General features: G+C 57.8%; 17 protein-coding genes. 14 read left to right on the top strand and 3 right to left on the bottom strand.

Translation table 11 applies throughout. The features are described 5' to 3' along the window. Nucleotides 1–38 precede the first annotated feature (38 nt). From rmuC to tatD, 8 genes are all read left to right on the top strand, one after another. Nucleotides 39–1586: a DNA recombination protein RmuC gene (gene rmuC / locus FKM52_RS18430; protein ID WP_141177624.1), complete on the top strand. Its 1548-nt coding sequence runs from the start codon at nucleotides 39–41 to the stop codon at nucleotides 1584–1586. A 75-nt stretch (nucleotides 1587–1661) separates the two neighbouring features. Further along, a complete protein-coding gene (gene ubiE / locus FKM52_RS18425) occupies nucleotides 1662–2417 on the top strand; it encodes a bifunctional demethylmenaquinone methyltransferase/2-methoxy-6-polyprenyl-1,4-benzoquinol methylase UbiE (RefSeq protein ID WP_141177623.1) in 756 nt (251 codons plus the stop codon). A 12-nt stretch (nucleotides 2418–2429) separates the two neighbouring features. After that, nucleotides 2430–3035 (top strand): ubiquinone biosynthesis protein UbiJ, encoded by a 606-nt coding sequence (ubiJ, locus tag FKM52_RS18420; protein ID WP_141177622.1) that lies wholly within the window; start codon nucleotides 2430–2432, stop codon nucleotides 3033–3035. Beyond that, complete coding sequence (ubiB, locus tag FKM52_RS18415; protein WP_141177621.1) at nucleotides 3032–4669, top strand: ubiquinone biosynthesis regulatory protein kinase UbiB; 1638 nt, start codon at nucleotides 3032–3034, stop codon at nucleotides 4667–4669. Before ubiJ ends, ubiB begins: the two co-directional genes overlap by 4 nt. Before the next feature lie 123 nt (nucleotides 4670–4792). Then, the gene (tatA, locus tag FKM52_RS18410; RefSeq protein ID WP_141177620.1) at nucleotides 4793–5044 is read left to right on the top strand and encodes a Sec-independent protein translocase subunit TatA; all 252 of its coding nucleotides are present in this window, start codon (nucleotides 4793–4795) and stop codon (nucleotides 5042–5044) included. 3 nt (nucleotides 5045–5047) lie between these two features. Then, a complete protein-coding gene (tatB, locus tag FKM52_RS18405; protein WP_141177619.1) occupies nucleotides 5048–5659 on the top strand; it encodes a Sec-independent protein translocase protein TatB in 612 nt (203 codons plus the stop codon). Continuing rightward, nucleotides 5649–6407 (top strand): Sec-independent protein translocase subunit TatC, encoded by a 759-nt coding sequence (gene tatC, locus FKM52_RS18400; protein WP_141177618.1) that lies wholly within the window; start codon nucleotides 5649–5651, stop codon nucleotides 6405–6407. Before tatB ends, tatC begins: the two co-directional genes overlap by 11 nt. A gap of 83 nt (nucleotides 6408–6490) precedes the next feature. Next, the gene (gene tatD / locus FKM52_RS18395) at nucleotides 6491–7270 is read left to right on the top strand and encodes a 3'-5' ssDNA/RNA exonuclease TatD (protein WP_141177617.1); all 780 of its coding nucleotides are present in this window, start codon (nucleotides 6491–6493) and stop codon (nucleotides 7268–7270) included. 58 nt (nucleotides 7271–7328) lie between these two features. On the opposite strand, the gene rfaH is transcribed toward tatD, so the two are convergent. Continuing rightward, the gene (gene rfaH / locus FKM52_RS18390; protein WP_141177616.1) at nucleotides 7329–7817 is read right to left on the bottom strand and encodes a transcription/translation regulatory transformer protein RfaH; all 489 of its coding nucleotides are present in this window, start codon (nucleotides 7815–7817) and stop codon (nucleotides 7329–7331) included. A gap of 351 nt (nucleotides 7818–8168) precedes the next feature. Between rfaH and ubiD the strand changes: the two genes are divergently transcribed. Together ubiD and fre are read left to right on the top strand one after the other, a co-directional pair. Beyond that, a complete protein-coding gene (gene ubiD / locus FKM52_RS18385; protein ID WP_141177615.1) occupies nucleotides 8169–9662 on the top strand; it encodes a 4-hydroxy-3-polyprenylbenzoate decarboxylase in 1494 nt (497 codons plus the stop codon). A gap of 38 nt (nucleotides 9663–9700) precedes the next feature. Further along, nucleotides 9701–10402: an NAD(P)H-flavin reductase gene (gene fre / locus FKM52_RS18380; protein WP_141177614.1), complete on the top strand. Its 702-nt coding sequence runs from the start codon at nucleotides 9701–9703 to the stop codon at nucleotides 10400–10402. Between the two features lie 65 nt (nucleotides 10403–10467). Here the strand turns inward: fre and fadA are convergent, their stop codons facing one another. Continuing rightward, nucleotides 10468–11631 (bottom strand): acetyl-CoA C-acyltransferase FadA, encoded by a 1164-nt coding sequence (fadA, locus tag FKM52_RS18375; protein WP_141177613.1) that lies wholly within the window; start codon nucleotides 11629–11631, stop codon nucleotides 10468–10470. A gap of 11 nt (nucleotides 11632–11642) precedes the next feature. Beyond that, nucleotides 11643–13829, bottom strand: coding sequence for a fatty acid oxidation complex subunit alpha FadB (gene fadB, locus FKM52_RS18370; protein ID WP_141177612.1), 2187 nt, complete (start codon nucleotides 13827–13829; stop codon nucleotides 11643–11645). A gap of 186 nt (nucleotides 13830–14015) precedes the next feature. On the opposite strand from fadB, the gene pepQ reads away from it, so the two are divergent. From pepQ to hemG, 4 genes are read left to right on the top strand one after another with little or no spacing between them, the layout of a single operon-like run. Beyond that, nucleotides 14016–15347 carry a Xaa-Pro dipeptidase gene (gene pepQ / locus FKM52_RS18365; protein ID WP_141177611.1) on the top strand — a complete coding sequence of 444 codons (1332 nt, stop codon included), beginning with the start codon at nucleotides 14016–14018 and terminating at the stop codon, nucleotides 15345–15347. Then, nucleotides 15347–15964, top strand: a complete 618-nt coding sequence (locus FKM52_RS18360) for an IMPACT family protein (protein ID WP_141177683.1) — start codon at nucleotides 15347–15349, stop codon at nucleotides 15962–15964. Before pepQ ends, FKM52_RS18360 begins: the two co-directional genes overlap by 1 nt. Nucleotides 15965–15988: 24 nt before the next feature. Further along, entirely contained in the window at nucleotides 15989–17440 is a 1452-nt protein-coding gene (gene trkH, locus FKM52_RS18355) for a Trk system potassium transporter TrkH (protein WP_141177610.1), read from the top strand. A 14-nt stretch (nucleotides 17441–17454) separates the two neighbouring features. Next, nucleotides 17455–17991 carry a menaquinone-dependent protoporphyrinogen IX dehydrogenase gene (gene hemG, locus FKM52_RS18350; RefSeq protein ID WP_141177609.1) on the top strand — a complete coding sequence of 179 codons (537 nt, stop codon included), beginning with the start codon at nucleotides 17455–17457 and terminating at the stop codon, nucleotides 17989–17991. The last annotated feature ends 202 nt before the right edge of the window (nucleotides 17992–18193 follow it).

The following is an 18193-nucleotide window of genomic DNA, read 5'->3' as shown; positions in this document are numbered from 1 at the left end:
TACCGTGGCTCTGTTTGCGACAGTAAGGAGAGAGGGCGGTGGAGATTCAACTGATCGTCGGCGTAAGTTTCGCGCTGGCCGGCGGGCTGGCGGGCTGGCTGTTCGCCCATTTTCGCGCGCAGCGCGAGCAGGCGATGCAGGAAACCGAACGGCGGCTGCTGGAACAGGCGTTGGATCAGGCGCAGCAGCAGGAAGCCCGACTGGAACAGCAGCTGCAGACGGAACGGCAACAGCGACAGCTGTGTGAAAAAGAGCTGTTACAGCTGCATGGCGCGCTTACCGCCGCGCAGGAAAAGCTTCAGCACTTCGATTACTGGCGCAACGAAAGCGAACAGCTGAGCCGTGAGCTACGCAACCAGCTGGAGGTAAACAGCGCCCAGGAAGCTGAACTGCGCGAAGTCACCATCCGTCTGGAAGAAACGCGTCTCGCTGCCGAAGAGAAACAGCGCCTGCTGACCAATAGCGAACAGCGTCTCAGCGCCCAGTTTGAAAACCTTGCCAACCGTATCTTTGAACAGAGCGGACGCCGCGTGGATGAGCAGAACCGCCAGAGCCTGAACGGCCTGATTGCGCCGCTGCGCGAACAGCTGGACGGCTTCCGCCGTCAGGTGCAGGAGAGCCTGGGCCAGGAAGCGCGCGAACGCCACACGCTGGCGCATGAAATCCGCAACCTGCAGCAGCTGAACGCGCAAATGGCGCAGGAGGCGATCAACCTTACCAAAGCGCTGAAGGGCGATAATAAAACCCAGGGCAACTGGGGCGAGGTGGTGCTGAGCCGCGTGCTGGAAGCGTCCGGCCTGCGCGCCGGCCATGAATATGAAATCCAGGTCAATATACAGGTGGATGCGCAAAGCCGGATGCAGCCGGATGTGATTGTGCGTCTGCCGCAGGGCAAAGATGTGGTGATTGATGCCAAGATGACGCTGGTGGCCTATGAGCGCTATTTTAACGCCGATGATGATATCCAGCGCGAGCGGGCGATCGGCGAGCATATTTCCGCCATCCGCAATCATATTCGCCTGCTCAGCCGCAAAGATTATCAGCAGCTGCCCGGCCTGCGTTCGCTGGATTACGTGCTGATGTTTATCCCCATCGAACCGGCGTTTTTGCTGGCTATCGATCGGCAGCCGGAGCTGATTAGCGAGGCGCTGCAGCACAATATCATGCTGGTCAGCCCCACCACGCTGCTGGTGGCGCTGCGCACCATTACTAATCTCTGGCGCTATGAGCATCAAAGCCGCAACGCGCAGCGCATCGCCGATCGCGCCGCCCGGCTCTATGACAAAATGCGGCTGTTTGTCGATGATATGACCAGCGTCGGCCAGCACTTCGATCGCGCGCAGGAGAGCTACCGCCAGGCGATGAAAAAGCTGTCGGAAGGACGCGGCAATCTTATCGCCCAGAGCGAAAGTTTTCGCCACTTAGGCGTGGAGGTCAAACGCAGTATTAACCCCCGATTAGTGGAGCAGGCGCTGCCGGAAGAAGCCCGCTCCGAAGAGGAACGACAGGCGCCCGCCGAGCCGGACGACACGCAGCAGCAGGGGGCTTCAGCCTGGCATGATACCCTGCGCCGCATACATGAATAACGCCAGGCCAACGTGCCTGACTACGGGGACTCTGTTACACTGCAAAGATATTTGATTGTGGAGCAGGTGAAGTAGATGGCAGATGAATCCAGGGAAACGACACATTTCGGCTTTCGTACCGTAGCAAAAGAGGAAAAGGCGGAAATGGTAGCGGGGGTGTTCCACTCCGTTGCGGCGAAATATGATCTGATGAACGATTTGATGTCCATGGGCATCCATCGTATCTGGAAACGTTTTACCATTGACTGCAGCGGCGTGCGCCGTGGGCAGCGCGTGCTGGATTTAGCCGGCGGCACCGGCGATTTAACGGCAAAATTCTCCCGTCTGGTAGGCGATACCGGGCAGGTGGTGCTGGCGGATATCAACAGCTCCATGTTGAAAATGGGGCGTGAAAAACTGCGCAACAGCGGCGTGATCGGCAATGTCAGCTATGTCCAGGCCAATGCCGAAGCGCTGCCCTTTCCGGACAACTACTTCGATTGCATTACCATTTCCTTCGGCCTGCGTAACGTCACCGATAAAGAGAAAGCGCTGGCCTCGATGTTTCGCGTGCTGAAGCCGGGCGGACGTCTGCTGGTGCTGGAATTTTCCAAACCGATAGTGGAACCTCTGAGCAAAGTGTACGACGCTTATTCATTCCACGTGCTGCCGCGTATCGGCGAGCTGGTGGCGCAGGACGCGGAAAGCTACCGCTATCTGGCGGAGTCGATTCGTATGCATCCCGATCAGGAGACGCTAAAGTCTGTGATGATGGATGTCGGTTTCGAAAATACTTCGTATTACAACCTGACGGGCGGGATTGTCGCTCTGCACCGTGGGTTCAAGTTTTAAGCAGGAAAGCGAATGACGTTAACCCCGTTGTTAACCGCCGGTCTGGAGACCGCGCTGAATCGAATTCTTTACCGCGATCGCGGCCTGAAAGCGGCCCGGCAGCGCCTGAACGGACGCGTGCTGCAGCTGCAGTTACTGGAGCTGACACAGCCGATCACGCTGGTGTTCAGCGAACAGCAGGTGGATGTGCTGGGCGACTGGCAGGATCGCTGCGACTGCACGGTGAAAACGCGCCTGGCGCTGCTGCCGAAGCTGCGCGATCGCCAACGGCTCACCGGCATGATCCGCAGCGGCGAGCTGGAAGTGGAAGGCGATCTGCAGGTGGTGCAGCAGTTTTCTGCGCTGATGGATATGGCCGAGTTCGATCCGGCTGAATATCTGGCGCCGTGGGTGGGCGATATCCTGGCCGAAAGCATCAGTAAAGCGGCGCGGCGCGGCCTGCAGCTGCTGCGCAGCGATATCGATCGCAAACAGCGTTATCTGGCGGAAACCCTGACCGAAGAGTGGCGCGTCGCGCCCGGCGCGCTGGAAATGGCCTGGTACGGCGAAGAAGTCGATGCGCTGCAACGCCAGGCCGACCAATTTGAACAACGGCTGCGACAGCTGGAGACGAAATGACGCCTGGAGAAATTCGCCGCCTCTACTTCATCATCAAAGTGTTTTTAAGTTATGGCCTGGATGAGCTGATCCCCCGCCTGCGTATTACGCTGCCGATCCGCCTCTGGCGCCGCGGCGTTTTCTGGCTGCCCAACCGTCATAAAGATCTGGCGCTGGGCGTGCGCCTGCGTATGGCGCTGGAAGAGCTGGGGCCGGTGTGGATCAAATTCGGCCAGATGATGTCTACCCGCCGCGATCTTTTTCCGCCGCAAATTGCCGATCAGCTGGCGATTTTACAGGACCGCGTGGCGCCATTCGACGGCGCGCGCGCCAAAGAGCAAATTGAGAAATCGCTGGGCGGCCCGGTAGAGTCCTGGTTCGATGATTTTGATATTACGCCGCTGGCCTCCGCCTCTATTGCGCAGGTGCATACCGCCACGCTGAAGGAGAACGGCAAAGAGGTAGTGATTAAAGTTATCCGCCCCGACATTCTGCCGGTTATCAAAGCCGATATGCGCCTGATTTATCGTCTGGCGCGCTGGCTGCCGCGCCTGTTGCCGGAAAGCCGTCGTCTGCGTCCGGTTGAAGTGGTGGCGGACTACGAGAAAACGCTAATCGATGAGCTGAATCTGCTGCGGGAAGCGGCCAACGCTATCCAGCTGCGGCGTAACTTTGACAACAGCAACCTGCTCTACGTGCCGGAGGTTTACTCCGATTACTGCAGCGAAGCTATGCTGGTGATGGAGCGTATCTACGGTATTCCCATCAATGACGTAGCGGCGCTGGAAAAGCATGGCGTTAATCTGCGCCTGCTGGCGGAGCGCGGCGTTCAGGTCTTTTTTACCCAGGTGTTTCGCGACAGCTTTTTCCATGCGGATATGCACCCCGGCAATATCTTTGTCAGCTATGAGCATCCGCACGATCCGCTCTATATCGGCATCGACTGCGGCATTGTCGGTTCGTTGAATAAAGCGGATAAACGTTACCTGGCGGAGAACTTTATCGCCTTTTTTAACCGCGACTACCGCAAGGTGGCCGAGCTGCACGTCGATTCAGGCTGGGTGCCGCCGGATACCAACGTGGAAGATTTCGAGTTTGCGATTCGCACCGTGTGCGAACCGATTTTCGAGAAGCCGCTGGCGGAAATTTCCTTTGGTCATGTGCTGCTGAACCTGTTCAATACCGCGCGCCGTTTCCATATGGAAGTGCAGCCGCAGCTGGTGCTGCTGCAGAAAACGCTGCTCTATATCGAAGGCGTGGGGCGCCAGCTCTATCCGCAGCTCGATCTGTGGAAAACGGCGAAGCCGTTCCTTGAAGAGTGGATTAAAGACCAGGTGGGCATTCCGGCAATAATTCGCGCGGTGAAAGAGAAGGCGCCGTTCTGGGCTGAACGACTGCCGGAGCTGCCGGAGCTGTTTTACGACAGCCTGCGGCAACATAAGCGGCTACAGCACAGCGTCGATCGCCTGGCGAATGACATGAGCGTACAGCGTGAAAGGCAGCATCAGTCGCGCTATCTGTTCGGCGTCGGCGCCACGCTGCTGCTGAGCGGCACGGCGCTGTTGATTGCGCGCCCCGGCCTGGAGGCGGTGCCGACCATGATGATCGTGGTGGGGCTGTTGTGCTGGCTGGCCGGCTGGCGACGTTCCGGCTGATTGTCAGGAAAGGTAAAATCGCATTTTGTGGCTGGGGCGACAGGCTAACGCATCGTCACCGGCCATTAAGCTGAGGTATACTGCCTCTCCACCTTTTTCTTATTTTTGTTCAGGGGCATACTCATGGGCGGTATCAGCATTTGGCAATTACTTATCATTGCCGTAATCGTAGTTCTTCTCTTCGGCACTAATAAACTGCGTACTCTCGGTTCAGACTTAGGCTCATCTATCAAAGGCTTTAAAAAAGCGATGAGCGATGACGAAAAAGAGACGCCTAAACAGCAGGATGCGGAATTTGACGCGCGGCCGCTGACCGATAAGCAGGCGACTACGGCAAGTAAAGAAGAGGCAAAAAAAGATAAAGAGCAGGTATAAAACGTGTTCGACATAGGTTTTAGCGAACTGGTTCTGGTGTTTATCATCGGGCTGGTCGTTTTAGGTCCGCAGCGTTTGCCGATAGCGGTAAAAACGGTGGTGGGCTGGATTCGCGCAATGCGCTCTTTGGCGGCTAACGTACAAAACGAACTGGCGCAGGAGCTGAAGCTGCAGGAACTGCAGGATAGCCTGAAAAAAGTCGAGCAGGCCAGCAAAGATACGCTTTCGCCGGAGCTTAAGGAATCGATGGAGGAGCTGCGCAAAACGGCAGACTCGATGCGCCGTTCTTATCTTGGTGAAAATGAGCAGGCTGACGACGAAGCGCATACGATTCATAATCCGCTGATAAAGCATCCGCAGGATGAGCACACCGGCGTTACGCCGGCCAGTGCCGATCAGCAGGCCAGCGCGCCGGCGCAAAAGCCGCAGGTCGCCGCCGCGGAAGCCGCGCCAGCCAGCGCCGCGCCGCAGCCTGCCGTTCAGCCTGAAGAGGGCGCCGCGTCGCCTGCGACGCCCGTCGCTCAGGGCGCCGCCTCCGTTTCCGCGCCTGGCGCAGCAGAGGAAAACCTCGCCGCTTCCCCTCAACCAACAATGAATGATAAACATGGCCGTTGAAGATACCCAACCGCTTATCAGCCACCTGATCGAGCTGCGGAAACGGCTGCTTAACTGCATTATCGCCGTGCTGGTCATTTTTCTCGCGCTGGTCTATTTCTCTAATGATATTTACCAGCTGGTGGCGCAGCCGTTAATCAGGCAGATGCCGGCAGGCGCCAGCATGATCGCTACCGACGTCGCTTCGCCGTTCCTGACGCCGATTAAGCTGACCATTATCGTCTCCGTGTTTCTCGCCGTTCCGGTGATCCTTTACCAGATCTGGGCCTTTGTCGCGCCGGCGCTTTATCGCCATGAGCGTCGTCTGGTGATGCCGCTGCTTTTCTCCAGTACGCTGCTGTTCTATCTCGGCGTGGCGTTTGCCTATTTCATCGTCTTCCCGATGGCGTTCGGTTTTTTCGCCAAAACCGCGCCGCAGGGCGTGACGATGGCGACCGATATCACCAGCTATCTGGACTTCGTCATGACGCTGTTTATGGCGTTCGGCGTGGCGTTTGAAGTGCCGATCGCCATAGTGCTGCTCTGCTGGACCGGCGTGACCACGCCAGAAGCGCTGCGCCAGAAGCGGCCTTATATGCTGGTTGGCGCCTTTGTGGTGGGAATGCTGCTGACGCCGCCTGACGTTTTTTCGCAAACTTTGCTCGCTATTCCGATGTACTGCCTGTTTGAGGTTGGCGTATTCTGTTCACGCTTCTATGTAGGCAAAGGGCGTCAGGATCGCGACGAAGAGCAGGACATCGACTCCTGACGCGCGCCGCAGGGCCCGCCAGAGCGGGAAAATATCCATCGCTAACCGCCCATTCGGGCGGTTAATATTTTCAGGACATCCCCATGTTTGATATCGGTGTAAACCTGACCAGCACGCAGTTTGCGAAAGATCGTGCGCAGGTAGTGACGCGCGCGCGCGAAGCAGGCCTCACCGGCATGCTGATTACCGGCACCAACGCGCTGGAGAGCCAGCAGGCGCAGAGCCTGGCGCAGCGCCATCCTGATTTTTGCTGGTCGACCGCCGGCGTACATCCTCACCATGCCAGCGAATGGTCAGCGGATACCGCCGCCACGCTGCGTCGTCTGGCGGAAAAGCCGCAGGTGGTGGCGCTCGGCGAATGCGGGCTTGATTTTAACCGCAACTTTTCCGCCCACGATCAGCAGGAGTATGCGTTTGACGCGCAGCTGGCGCTGGCGGCAGAGCTGCAAATGCCGGTATTTCTGCACTGCCGCGATGCCCATCAGCGCTTTATCGCGGTGCTGAAGCCGTGGATTGCGCGCCTGCCCGGCGCGGTGGTGCACTGCTTTACCGGCACGGCGGAGGAGCTGGCGGAATGTTTAAGCCTGGGGCTGTCGGTAGGCATTACCGGCTGGGTATGCGATGAACGGCGCGGTATGACGCTGCGCGAGCTGCTGCCGCAGATCCCGATCGAACGGCTGCTGTTGGAAACGGACGCGCCCTGGCTGCTGCCGCGTGATATGCGCCCGCGTCCGACATCGCGCCGCAACGAGCCTTGCTTTCTGCCGCATATCGTGCGGCAGGTGGCGCTGTGGCGCGGCGAGGATGCCGCCTGGCTGGCGCAGCAAACCGACGCCAACAGCCGACGTCTGTTCCGCCTGTAACAGGCGGCAGCGGAAGCATAAAGGAAGAGGGCAACGGCGGCGGCTGCCGATGCCAGCGTCAGGCTTTGCGGAACGAACCGTTTTCAACGCTTTGCCTGACCTGCTTATTCAACAGGGTAAGCAGCAGCATAGAACGCGCTTCGCCATCCGGCTCGGTAAAGATCGCTTCCAGTCCTTCCAGCGCGCCCTTAACGATCACCACCCGGTCGCCCGGACGGGGCACATCAGGATCGATCATTTTCTCCGGCGTGTTGGTGCTGAGCGCGTCGATCACCTCTGGCGGTACGATTGCCGGGTGCGCGCCAAAGCGCACAAAGTGGCTGACGCCGCGCGTTGCGCTCACCGTGGTGGTGTGAATCGCTTCCGGATCGAATTCAATGAACAGGTAGTTAGGAAACAGCGGCTCTTCTACGGTGGTGCGTTTGCCGCGCACGATTTTTTCCATGGCGATCACCGGGCTCAGGCAGTGTACCGCCTGCCGTTCCAGATGCTCTTTCGCGCGTAATAGCTGACCACGTTTGCAGTAGAGGAGGTACCAGGATTCCATAATGTCGCTTTCCAGTTTATGAAGGTTAAGAATAGCAAAACTGTTATCAAATCGGTAGCGGCATCACGCGTGCGGTGAATATCGCTCAGCCCAGGTATTTAGCGCCATTCAGGCGATAACGGCCCCCCTGAAAAAAAGTTAGCAACGCAGCGATCGCGGTAAATTACATCATTGTGAATTGACGAATACCGCATCCCTGGTTCAGACTCGCAGCGCGATCTTTTAACAAAAAAGAAAACTATTAACCACAGGATTGCGCTACAGGTGTTTTGTCCTCGCTGGCGGGGACAGCACAAAACTCAGCATATCCGCCGAATCCTCCTTATAATGGCTGATTCTGCGGCCTGAATAATGAAACTGATGAAATACCACGATTTACGCGAGTTCCTTACGCTGCTTGAACAGCGTGGCGAGTTAAAACGTATAACGCTGGAGGTCGATCCGCTGCTGGAGATGACCGAGATCGCCGATCGCACCCTGCGCGCCGGCGGCCCGGCCCTGCTGTTTGAAAATCCGAAAGGCTACGCTATGCCGGTGCTGTGCAACCTGTTCGGTACGCCGAAGCGCGTGGCGCTGGGCATGGGGCAGGAAGAGGTCAGCGCGCTGCGGGAAGTCGGCAAGCTGCTGGCGTTTCTCAAGGAGCCGGAGCCGCCGAAAGGTTTTCGCGATCTGTTCGATAAAATGCCGCAGTTCAAACAGGTGCTGAACATGCCGACCAAACGGCTGCGCAGCGCGCCATGTCAGGAGCAGGTGTGGCAGGGCGACGAGGTGGATCTGTCGCGCATTCCGGTGATGCAGTGCTGGCCGGACGATGCCGCGCCGCTGATTACCTGGGGATTGACGGTTACGCGCGGGCCGCATAAAGAGCGTCAGAACCTTGGCATCTATCGCCAGCAGGTAATCGGTAAAAACCGTCTTATTATGCGCTGGCTGTCGCATCGCGGCGGCGCGCTCGATTTTCAGGAGTGGTGCAAGGCGCATCCCGGCGAGCGTTTCCCGGTCGCGGTGGCGCTGGGCGCCGATCCGGCCACTATTCTCGGCGCGGTGACGCCGGTACCGGATACGCTGTCAGAATATGCCTTTGCGGGCCTGCTGCGCGGCACTAAGACCGAAGTAGTGAAGTGTCTCTCCAGCGATCTTGAGGTGCCAGCCAGCGCTGAAATAGTGCTGGAAGGCTATATCGAACCGGGCGATATGGCGCCGGAAGGGCCGTATGGCGACCATACCGGCTACTATAATGAGGTCGACGACTTCCCGGTATTTACCGTGACCCATATTACCCAGCGCCGCAATGCTATTTACCATTCCACCTACACCGGCCGTCCGCCGGATGAGCCTGCGGTGCTGGGCGTGGCGCTTAATGAAGTGCTGGTGCCGATTCTGATTAAACAGTTTCCTGAGATTGTCGATTTTTACCTGCCGCCGGAAGGCTGTTCCTATCGTCTGGCCGTAGTGACGATGAAAAAGCAGTACGCCGGCCATGCCAAACGGGTAATGATGGGCGTCTGGTCTTTCCTGCGTCAGTTTATGTACACCAAATTCGTGATTGTTTGCGATGACGATGTGAACGCACGTGACTGGAATGATGTAATCTGGGCGATCACTACGCGCATGGATCCGGCGCGCGATACGGTGCTGATTGAAAATACGCCGATCGATTATCTCGATTTCGCCTCGCCGGTTTCGGGGCTGGGCTCTAAGATGGGCCTGGACGCCACCAATAAATGGCCGGGCGAAACGCAGCGCGAGTGGGGACGTCCGATTGTCAAAGATCCGGCGGTCACGGCGCGCGTCGATGCTATCTGGGATCGGCTGGGAATTTTTAACGATTTGCCGTCATCCTGATGCAGCAAATTACGAATGACGACCCGACAGAGGGAACGATGACAACGTTAAGCTGTAAAGTGACTTCGGTAGAGGCGATTACCGACACGGTTTATCGCGTACGTCTGGTGCCGGCGGCGGATTTCACCTTCCGCGCCGGACAGTATCTGATGGTGGTGATGGATGAACGGGATAAGCGCCCGTTTTCCATGGCCTCTACGCCGATGGAAAAAGATATTATTGAGCTGCATATCGGCGCCTCTGAGCTTAACCTCTATGCGATGGCGGTGATGGAACGCATCCAGCAGCAGCGCGAGGTGGTGGTGGATATTCCACACGGCGACGCCTGGCTGCGGGAAGAGAGTACGCGACCGATGATTCTGATTGCGGGCGGCACCGGCTTCTCCTACGCGCGCTCTATCCTGCTGACCGCACTGGCGCAGCAGCCGAATCGCGAAATTGCGATTTACTGGGGCGGACGCGAGGCGCATCATCTTTACGATCTGGCCGAACTGGACGCGTTGGCGATTCGCCATCCGAAGCTGAAGGTGGTGCCGGTGGTCGAACAGCCGGAAGCGGGATGGCAGGGCAGAAACGGAACCGTGCTGACGGCGGTAATGCAGGATTTCGGCTCGCTGGCTGAGCACGATATCTATATCGCCGGACGCTTTGAGATGGCCAAGATCGCCAGAGAACGTTTCTGTGCCGAACGCGGCGCGCAGGAAGCGCATATGTATGGCGATGCCTTCGCCTTTATCTGAGCCGAACCTGCGTCGTCAGGAAAAACCCGCCCCTGACAGGCGGGGAGTTCCACCAGCATAGCGTATCAGAGGCGTTCAAAAACGGTGGCGATGCCCTGGCCCAGGCCGATGCACATAGTAGCAAGGCCGAACTGGACGTCACGCCGTTCCATCAGGTTAAGCAGCGTGGTGCTGATGCGCGCGCCGGAGCAGCCCAGCGGATGGCCTAATGCAATTGCGCCGCCGTTAAGGTTAACTTTCTCATCAATCCGCTCCAGCAAGCCCAGATCTTTAATACAGGGCAGCGTCTGAGCGGCGAAAGCCTCGTTCAGTTCAAACAGGTCGATATCGCTGACCGTTAGTCCGGCGCGCTTCAGCGCCAGCCTTGTGGCGGGCACCGGCCCGTAACCCATAATCGAGGGATCGCAGCCGACTACCGCCATAGAACGGATGCGCGCGCGCGGCGTCAGGTCGAGCTCATGCGCCCGTGATTCGCTCATCACCAGCATCGCCGCCGCGCCGTCCGACAGCGCCGACGAGCTGCCTGCGGTTACCGTGCCGTTCACCGGATCGAATGCGGGCTTCAGGGTTGCCAGGCCCGCGGCGCTGGTATCGCTGCGGATCACCTCATCAAAATCGTAACGCTTCAGGACGCCGTCGGCATCGTGTCCGCCGGTCGCCACGATCTCGTTGCGGAAATGGCCCGCCTGCGTGGCGGCCCAGGCGCGCTGGTGCGAGCGGGCGGCGAATGCATCCTGCATGTCCCGGCTGATATGGTGCATACGCGCCAGCATCTCGGCGGTCAGCCCCATCATACCCGCCGCTTTAGCGACCGTGCGGCTCAGGCCTGGATGAAAATCGACGCCGTGATTCATCGGCACGTGTCCCATATGCTCCACGCCGCCGATCAGGCAGGCCTGGGCGTCGCCCACCATAATAGCGCGCGCGGCGTCATGCAGCGCCTGCATTGAGGAACCGCAGAGACGGTTCACCGTGGTTGCCGGTACGCTGTGCGGAATTTCCGCCAGCAGCGCGGCATTGCGCGCGATATTAAAGCCCTGTTCCAGCGTTTGCTGTACGCAGCCCCAGTAAATGTCATCCAGCGCCGCCGGCTCCAGCTGCGGATTACGGCTGAGCAGGCTGCGCATCAGATGGGCAGAGAGATCCTCCGCCCTGACATGGCGGAACGCGCCGCCTTTAGAGCGCCCCATAGGGGTACGAACAGCATCAACGATAACGACCTTTTCCATTCTTTTGCTCCTCACGCCGTCGCCAGCGCGATATCAGTAATCGGTTCGGCGGGCGGATACCAGCTTTCATGCTGCCGCGCCTTCGCCAGCAGGGAGTCGGGCAGCGCGTAGAGCGGGCCAAGTTCCTGATAGCGCTGCGCCAGTTCGACAAAGGCCGCGTTGCCGCAGGTATCAAGATAACGGAAGGCGCCGCCGTGGAAGGGAGGGAAGCCCAGGCCGTAAACCAGCGCCATATCCGCTTCCGCCGGGCTGGCAATGATCTGTTCTTCAAGGCAGCGCGCCACTTCGTTAATCATCGGGATCATCATCCGGGCAACGATCTCTTCATCGGTAAAGACGCGTCCGGGGGCGCTAACGCTTTGCAGCAGCGTATCGGTTTCGCTATCCGCCGCTTTCTTCGTTTTGCCTTTGCTGTCTTTTTCCCAGGCGTAGAAGCCGCGCTGGTTTTTCTGACCAAAACGCTGCGCCTCAAACAGCACGTCGATGGCATCGCGCCCCTCTTTACGCATGCGCGCAGGAAAACCATCGGCCATCACGCGTTGAGCATGGTGCGCGGTATCGATGCCGACCACGTCCAGCAGCGTGGCAGGTCCCATCGGCCAGCCAAACTGCTTCTCCATAACCTTATCGATCTGGCGGAAATCGGCGCCGTCGCGCAACAGTAAACTGAAGGCGGCGAAGTAGGGGAACAGCACGCGGTTAACGAAAAAGCCGGGGCAGTCGTTCACCACGATCGGCGTCTTGCCCATTTTACTGGCCCAGGCGACCACCTTCGCCAGCGTCGCTTCCGACGTTTTTTCGCCGCGAATCACCTCAACCAGCGGCATACGATGTACCGGGTTAAAGAAATGCATACCGCAAAAGTTTTCCGGACGCTTCAGGGAGCGCGCCAGCAGGCTGATGGGGATGGTTGAGGTATTGGAGGCGAGGATGGTATTTTCACCCACCTGCGCTTCGGTTTGCGCCAGCACCTGCGCTTTGACCTGCGGATTTTCTACCACCGCTTCCACCACGATATCCGCACGCTCAAAGCCGGAAAATGAAAGGGTCGGCTGAATAGTGGAAAGTATCGTCGCAAGCTGCAGCCCATCGATTTTGCCGCGCTCCAGCTGTTTATTCAGCAGCTTGCCCGCTTCGCTCATGCCCAGCGTCAGCGCTTTCTCGCTGATATCTTTCATCAGTACCGGTACGCCTTTCCAGGCTGACTGAAAGGCGATGCCGCCGCCCATAATGCCTGCGCCCAGCACCGCGGCCTGCTGCGGCGCGGAGGCCTGCTGCGCCAGCTTTTTCGCTTTGCTTTTAAGGTATTGATCGTTCAGAAAGATACCGACCAGCGCGCGCGCCTCTTTCGACTGCGCCAGCGGGACAAAGGCCGCGGTTTCCAGCCTGAGCGCCTCGTCACGGCCTGAAGCCGCCGCCGCTTCAATAGTTTTCACTGCCTTAAGCGGCGCCGGATAGTGTTTGCCTGCGGTTTGCTGCACCATGCTTTTCGCCACGTTGAAGCACATCGCCGCTTCGATGGGGCTAAGTTTCAGCGGCTGGAGCTTGGGCTGACGACGTTGACGCCAGCTTTCGCCATCGGCGATGGCCATTTTTAGCATGGCGATCGCGCCGGAGCGCAGTTTCTCCTGCGGCACAACCGCATCCACCAGTCCCAGCGCCAGCGCGCGGTCGCCATCCACATCTTTGCCTGCGGCGATAATTTCCAGCGCGCTGTCGGCGCCCAGCAGACGCGGCAGGCGTACCGAGCCGCCAAAGCCGGGCATGATGCCCAGCCGGGTTTCCGGCAGCCCGATGCGCGCGTCCGCCGTGGCGATGCGATAGTCGGTAGCAAGAATACATTCGCAGCCGCCGCCTAGCGCATAGCCCTGTACTGCGGAAATGGTCGGCACCGGCAGATCTTCCAGACGATTAAAGATGCTGTTAGCGAAGGCGAGCCAGGCCGCCAGTTTTTCCGGCGGCGCGTTAAACAGCGATAAAAACTCGGTGATATCTGCGCCAACAATAAATGCTGACTTAGCTGAGCTAAGCAGAACGCCTTTCAGCGCCGTCTGCTTCTCCAGTACCGCGATGGCTTCGCCGAGGCTGGCTACGGTTTGCGTATCCAGCTTATTTACCGAGCCGGGCGCGTTGAAAACCAGCTCGGCGATGCCATCGTCCAGCCAGTCAAGGGAAAGGGTGTCGCCTTGATAGAGCATGTCCGTCTCCTGAAACCGCAATAGGGGATCTGGTCGTACCAGATGATCGAGAGTGTGGGATTTATGTTAATTATTTGCAAACGAAAGTTTGATCATTTGCAAACAAGATCACAGGAGGCGGCGACACGGCATCCTCCCCTTCGCTGTGATAAGATGCGGGCAATTTTGCAGATACGGAGTACGACAATGGATACGCTGGCTACCTTGTACAAAGATCACATCGCAACATTACAACAGCGCGCGCAGCAGGTGCTGGCGCGTTGCCAGCTGGACGCTATGCTGATTCATTCCGGCGAGCTGCTGACGGTGTTTCTTGACGACCACGATTATCCTTTCAAAGTGAACCCGCAGTTTAAAGCCTGGGTGCCGGTAACCCAGGTGCCTAACTGCTGGCTGTGGGTGGATGGCGTTAATAAGCCGAAGCTTTGGTTCTGGTCGCCGGTAGACTACTGGCACAGCGTTGAGCCGCTGCCGCACAGCTTCTGGACCGATGAAATAGAGATCGTCGCGCTGAAAAAAGCGGATGAGATTGGCAGCCTGCTGCCCGCGCAGCGTCAAAACGTCGCCTATATCGGCCCGGCGCCGCAGCGCGCTATGCAGCTGGGTATCAGCGCTGAACGCATTAACCCGCAGGGCGCGCTCGATTTTCTGCACTACCATCGCTCTTATAAAACCGATTACGAGCTGGCCTGCATGCGTGAAGCGCAAAAGCTGGCGGTAGCCGGGCATCGGGCGGCGCAGGAAGCCTTTCTCTCAGGCATGAGCGAATTTGATATCAACCAGGCTTATCTGACCGCTACCGGCCATCGCGATACCGATGTGCCCTACGGCAATATCGTCGCCCTTAATGAGCACGCGGCTGTGCTGCATTACACCAAACTCGATCATCAGACGCCGCCGCAGCGCCGCAGTTTCCTGATCGATGCCGGCGCCGAATATAACGGCTACGCCGCCGATCTGACGCGCACCTACGCTGCGCAAAATGATTCGCTGTTCGCGCAGATCGTGCAGGAGATGAATCATCATGAATTAGCCTTAATCGATACGTTAAAAGCAGGCGTGCGCTATACCGACTACCATCTGCAAATGCATCAGCGTATCGCCGAACTGCTGCTGAAATTCGATCTGGTACGCGGCATCAGCGCGGAAGCGATGGTGGCGGAAAACCTGACCGGGCCTTTTATGCCGCACGGCCTGGGCCATCCGTTGGGATTACAGGTGCACGATGTCGCCGGCTTTATGCAGGATGATAAAGGGACGCATCTGGCCGCGCCGCAGCAGTACCCGTTCCTGCGTTGCACCCGTGTGCTGGAGCCGCGTATGGTGCTGACCATCGAGCCGGGCTTCTATATCATTGCATCTCTGCTGGCGCCGTGGCGTGACGGCAACCACAGCCAGCACTTCAACTGGCAGGCGATTGACGCCTTACAGCCGTATGGCGGCGTTCGCATTGAAGATAACGTAGTGATATATGCGGATCGTATTGAGAATATGACGCGTAACCTGCACCTGGCATGATGGATGTTTATGATATTCCCGCTGAGCCGCTCAGCATCAGCGAAGAGACGATAAAAAAGAGCCGCTTTATTACCCTGCTGGCGCATACCGAGGGCGCAGAAGCGGCGCGGGCGTTCGTCCAGCAGATAAAAGCGGAGCATCCGACGGCCCGCCATCACTGCTGGGCGTATGTAGCGGGTCATCCGGATGACTCGCAGCAGCTCGGCTTTTCTGATGACGGCGAACCTTCCGGCACGGCGGGAAAACCGATGCTGGCGCAGCTAATGGGAAGCCGGATTGGTGAAATTACCGCAGTAGTGGTGCGCTACTACGGCGGCATTATGTTGGGCACCGGCGGACTGGTAAAAGCCTATGGCGGCGGCGTACAGCTGGCTTTAAAGCAGCTGGCGCGCAAACAGAAAATACCGATGCGCCGTTTTCGGCTACGCTGCGATTACGCGCAGCTGGGCGATATCGAGCGGCTGGTGCAACGTTTTGAAGGAGAACTACTTAAGACGGATTTTCTGGATGTCGTCTCGATCATATTGGCGTTGCCCCATGCGCAGATTGCGGGATTTACGCAAAATTTGACGGACGTTAGCCGGGGAGCGTTAACGCTCGAACCGGTAGACCCCTAATTTTTATCTTAAGGAAACGGCAGAATGCATTTTCGTGCCATTACCCGTATCGTCGGGTTGCTGGTCATTCTGTTCTCCGGAACGATGATCGTGCCCGGCCTGGTGGCGTTGATTTACCGCGATGGCGCGGGGCGCGCATTCAGTCAGACATTTATTATGGCGCTGCTTATCGGCGCCGTGCTCTGGTGGCCGAACCGCAAACAAAAGAATGACCTGAAGCCGCGTGAAGGATTTTTAATCGTCGTGCTATTCTGGACGGTGCTGGGCAGCGTCGGGGCGATGCCGTTTATTTTCGCTGAGCATCCGAATCTGTCGATTACCGACGCTTTTTTCGAGTCCTTTTCCGGCTTAACTACTACCGGCGCGACCACGCTGGTAGGGCTGGATTCGCTGCCGAAAGCGATTCTGTTTTACCGCCAAATGCTACAGTGGCTGGGCGGTATGGGCATCATCGTTCTGGCGGTGGCGATCCTGCCGATACTGGGAGTAGGGGGAATGCAGCTTTACCGGGCGGAAATGCCCGGACCGCTAAAAGATAACAAAATGCGCCCCCGCATTGCCGAAACCGCTAAAACGCTGTGGCTTATCTATGTATTATTGACCGTGGCCTGCGCCGTATCGCTCTGGCTGGCGGGCATGCCGCTGTTTGATGCGATAGGGCATAGTTTTTCTACCATCGCCATCGGCGGTTTTTCAACCCATGATGCCAGCGTAGGCTATTTTAACAGTCCGACGATCAATACCATCATCGCCGTGTTTCTGTTGATTTCCGGCTGTAATTACGGGCTGCATTTCTCTTTGTTGAGCGGGCGCAACCTGCGCGTTTACTGGCGCGATCCTGAGTTTCGCATGTTTATTGGCGTACAGTTTACGCTGGTGGTTATCTGCACCCTGGTACTATGGTTTCACAACGTTTATGCCAGTAGCTGGCAGACGTTGAACCAGGCTTTTTTCCAGGTTGTCTCGATGGCGACCACGGCAGGATTTACCACTGACAGTATCGCGCGCTGGCCGCTGTTTTTGCCGGTGCTGCTGCTTTGCTCCGCCTTTATCGGCGGCTGTGCCGGTTCAACCGGCGGCGGCCTGAAGGTAATCCGTATTTTGCTGCTGTTTAAGCAGGGATCGCGCGAGTTGAAGCGTCTGGTGCATCCGAATGCGGTTTATACCATCAAGCTGGGACATCGCGCCCTGCCGGAGCGTATTCTGGAGGCGGTCTGGGGCTTCTTCTCCGCCTATGCGCTGGTGTTCCTGTTAAGTATGCTGGCGATTATCGCCACCGGCGTTGATGACTTTTCCGCCTTTGCCGCGGTGGCCGCAACGCTGAATAACCTCGGTCCAGGTCTGGGCGTGGTGGCTGATAACTTCACCTCAATGAATGACGTTGCAAAATGGATTCTGATTTCGACTATGCTGTTCGGTCGTTTGGAAGTGTTCACGCTGTTGGTGCTGTTTACTCCAACGTTCTGGCGTGAGTAAAAAAGGAGAGGACAATGAAGGCGTTGATTCTGTATTCCAGCCGCGATGGACAAACCCGCGAAATCGCTTCTTATATGGCTAATACCATCAAACCGCATCAGGAATGCGACGTGATGAACATCCTGCACGTTCAGCACCTTGACTGGGAGCAGTACGATCGCGTACTGATTGGCGCATCGATTCGCTATGGCCATTTCCATCCGGCGTTAGGCCGCTTCGTGAAAAAACACCTTGCCCAGCTGCAGCAGCGTATTAGCGGTTTCTTTTCCGTAAACCTGACCGCGCGCAAGCCGGAAAAGCGGACGCCGCAGACCAACGCTTATACGCGGAAGTTTCTACTGCATTCGCCCTGGCAGCCCGACAGCTGCGCCGTGTTCGCCGGCGCGCTGCGTTATCCGCGCTATCGCTGGTCAGATCGCGTAATGATCCAGCTGATTATGCGTATGACCGGTGGAGAGACTGACACCAGTAAAGAGGTGGAGTACACCGACTGGCAGCAGGTAGAGAGATTTGCCGAAGAATTTGTGCAAATGAGCGGCAAATTGCGCTAAAAAAAGCCTCTTTGCCGAAAAATGAACCTAACGGTCATATTTTTGCAATAAACGCTTGTCAGGCCCGAATTACTCCCTATAATGCGCCTCCATCGACACGGCACGGCGGCTTACGCCACGCGGCGTTGAGCGGTTCAGCGGTTCTGAATCGCCGGAGAAAAACTTCCTGAAAAAGGGGGTGACTCTGAAAGAGGAAAGCGTA

Source organism: Mixta tenebrionis, from assembly GCF_006517625.1.
Taxonomy (GTDB): domain Bacteria; phylum Pseudomonadota; class Gammaproteobacteria; order Enterobacterales; family Enterobacteriaceae; genus Mixta; species Mixta tenebrionis.
This window is presented reverse-complemented; position numbering and strand designations above follow the sequence as displayed.

What these genes read in the sequence shown, in the direction of transcription:
- ubiE (WP_141177623.1), top strand. Translation starts at nt 1,662, where the DNA reads ATGGCAGATGAATCCAGGGAAACGACACATTTCGGCTTTCGTACCGTA.
- ubiJ (WP_141177622.1), top strand. Translation starts at nt 2,430, where the DNA reads ATGACGTTAACCCCGTTGTTAACCGCCGGTCTGGAGACCGCGCTGAAT.
- ubiB (WP_141177621.1), top strand. Translation starts at nt 3,032, where the DNA reads ATGACGCCTGGAGAAATTCGCCGCCTCTACTTCATCATCAAAGTGTTT.
- tatA (WP_141177620.1), top strand. Translation starts at nt 4,793, where the DNA reads ATGGGCGGTATCAGCATTTGGCAATTACTTATCATTGCCGTAATCGTA.
- tatC (WP_141177618.1), top strand. Translation starts at nt 5,649, where the DNA reads ATGGCCGTTGAAGATACCCAACCGCTTATCAGCCACCTGATCGAGCTG.
- tatD (WP_141177617.1), top strand. Translation starts at nt 6,491, where the DNA reads ATGTTTGATATCGGTGTAAACCTGACCAGCACGCAGTTTGCGAAAGAT.
- rfaH (WP_141177616.1), bottom strand. Translation starts at nt 7,817, where the DNA reads ATGGAATCCTGGTACCTCCTCTACTGCAAACGTGGTCAGCTATTACGC.
- ubiD (WP_141177615.1), top strand. Translation starts at nt 8,169, where the DNA reads ATGAAACTGATGAAATACCACGATTTACGCGAGTTCCTTACGCTGCTT.
- fre (WP_141177614.1), top strand. Translation starts at nt 9,701, where the DNA reads ATGACAACGTTAAGCTGTAAAGTGACTTCGGTAGAGGCGATTACCGAC.
- fadA (WP_141177613.1), bottom strand. Translation starts at nt 11,631, where the DNA reads ATGGAAAAGGTCGTTATCGTTGATGCTGTTCGTACCCCTATGGGGCGC.
- fadB (WP_141177612.1), bottom strand. Translation starts at nt 13,829, where the DNA reads ATGCTCTATCAAGGCGACACCCTTTCCCTTGACTGGCTGGACGATGGC.
- pepQ (WP_141177611.1), top strand. Translation starts at nt 14,016, where the DNA reads ATGGATACGCTGGCTACCTTGTACAAAGATCACATCGCAACATTACAA.
- FKM52_RS18360 (WP_141177683.1), top strand. Translation starts at nt 15,347, where the DNA reads ATGGATGTTTATGATATTCCCGCTGAGCCGCTCAGCATCAGCGAAGAG.
- trkH (WP_141177610.1), top strand. Translation starts at nt 15,989, where the DNA reads ATGCATTTTCGTGCCATTACCCGTATCGTCGGGTTGCTGGTCATTCTG.
- hemG (WP_141177609.1), top strand. Translation starts at nt 17,455, where the DNA reads ATGAAGGCGTTGATTCTGTATTCCAGCCGCGATGGACAAACCCGCGAA.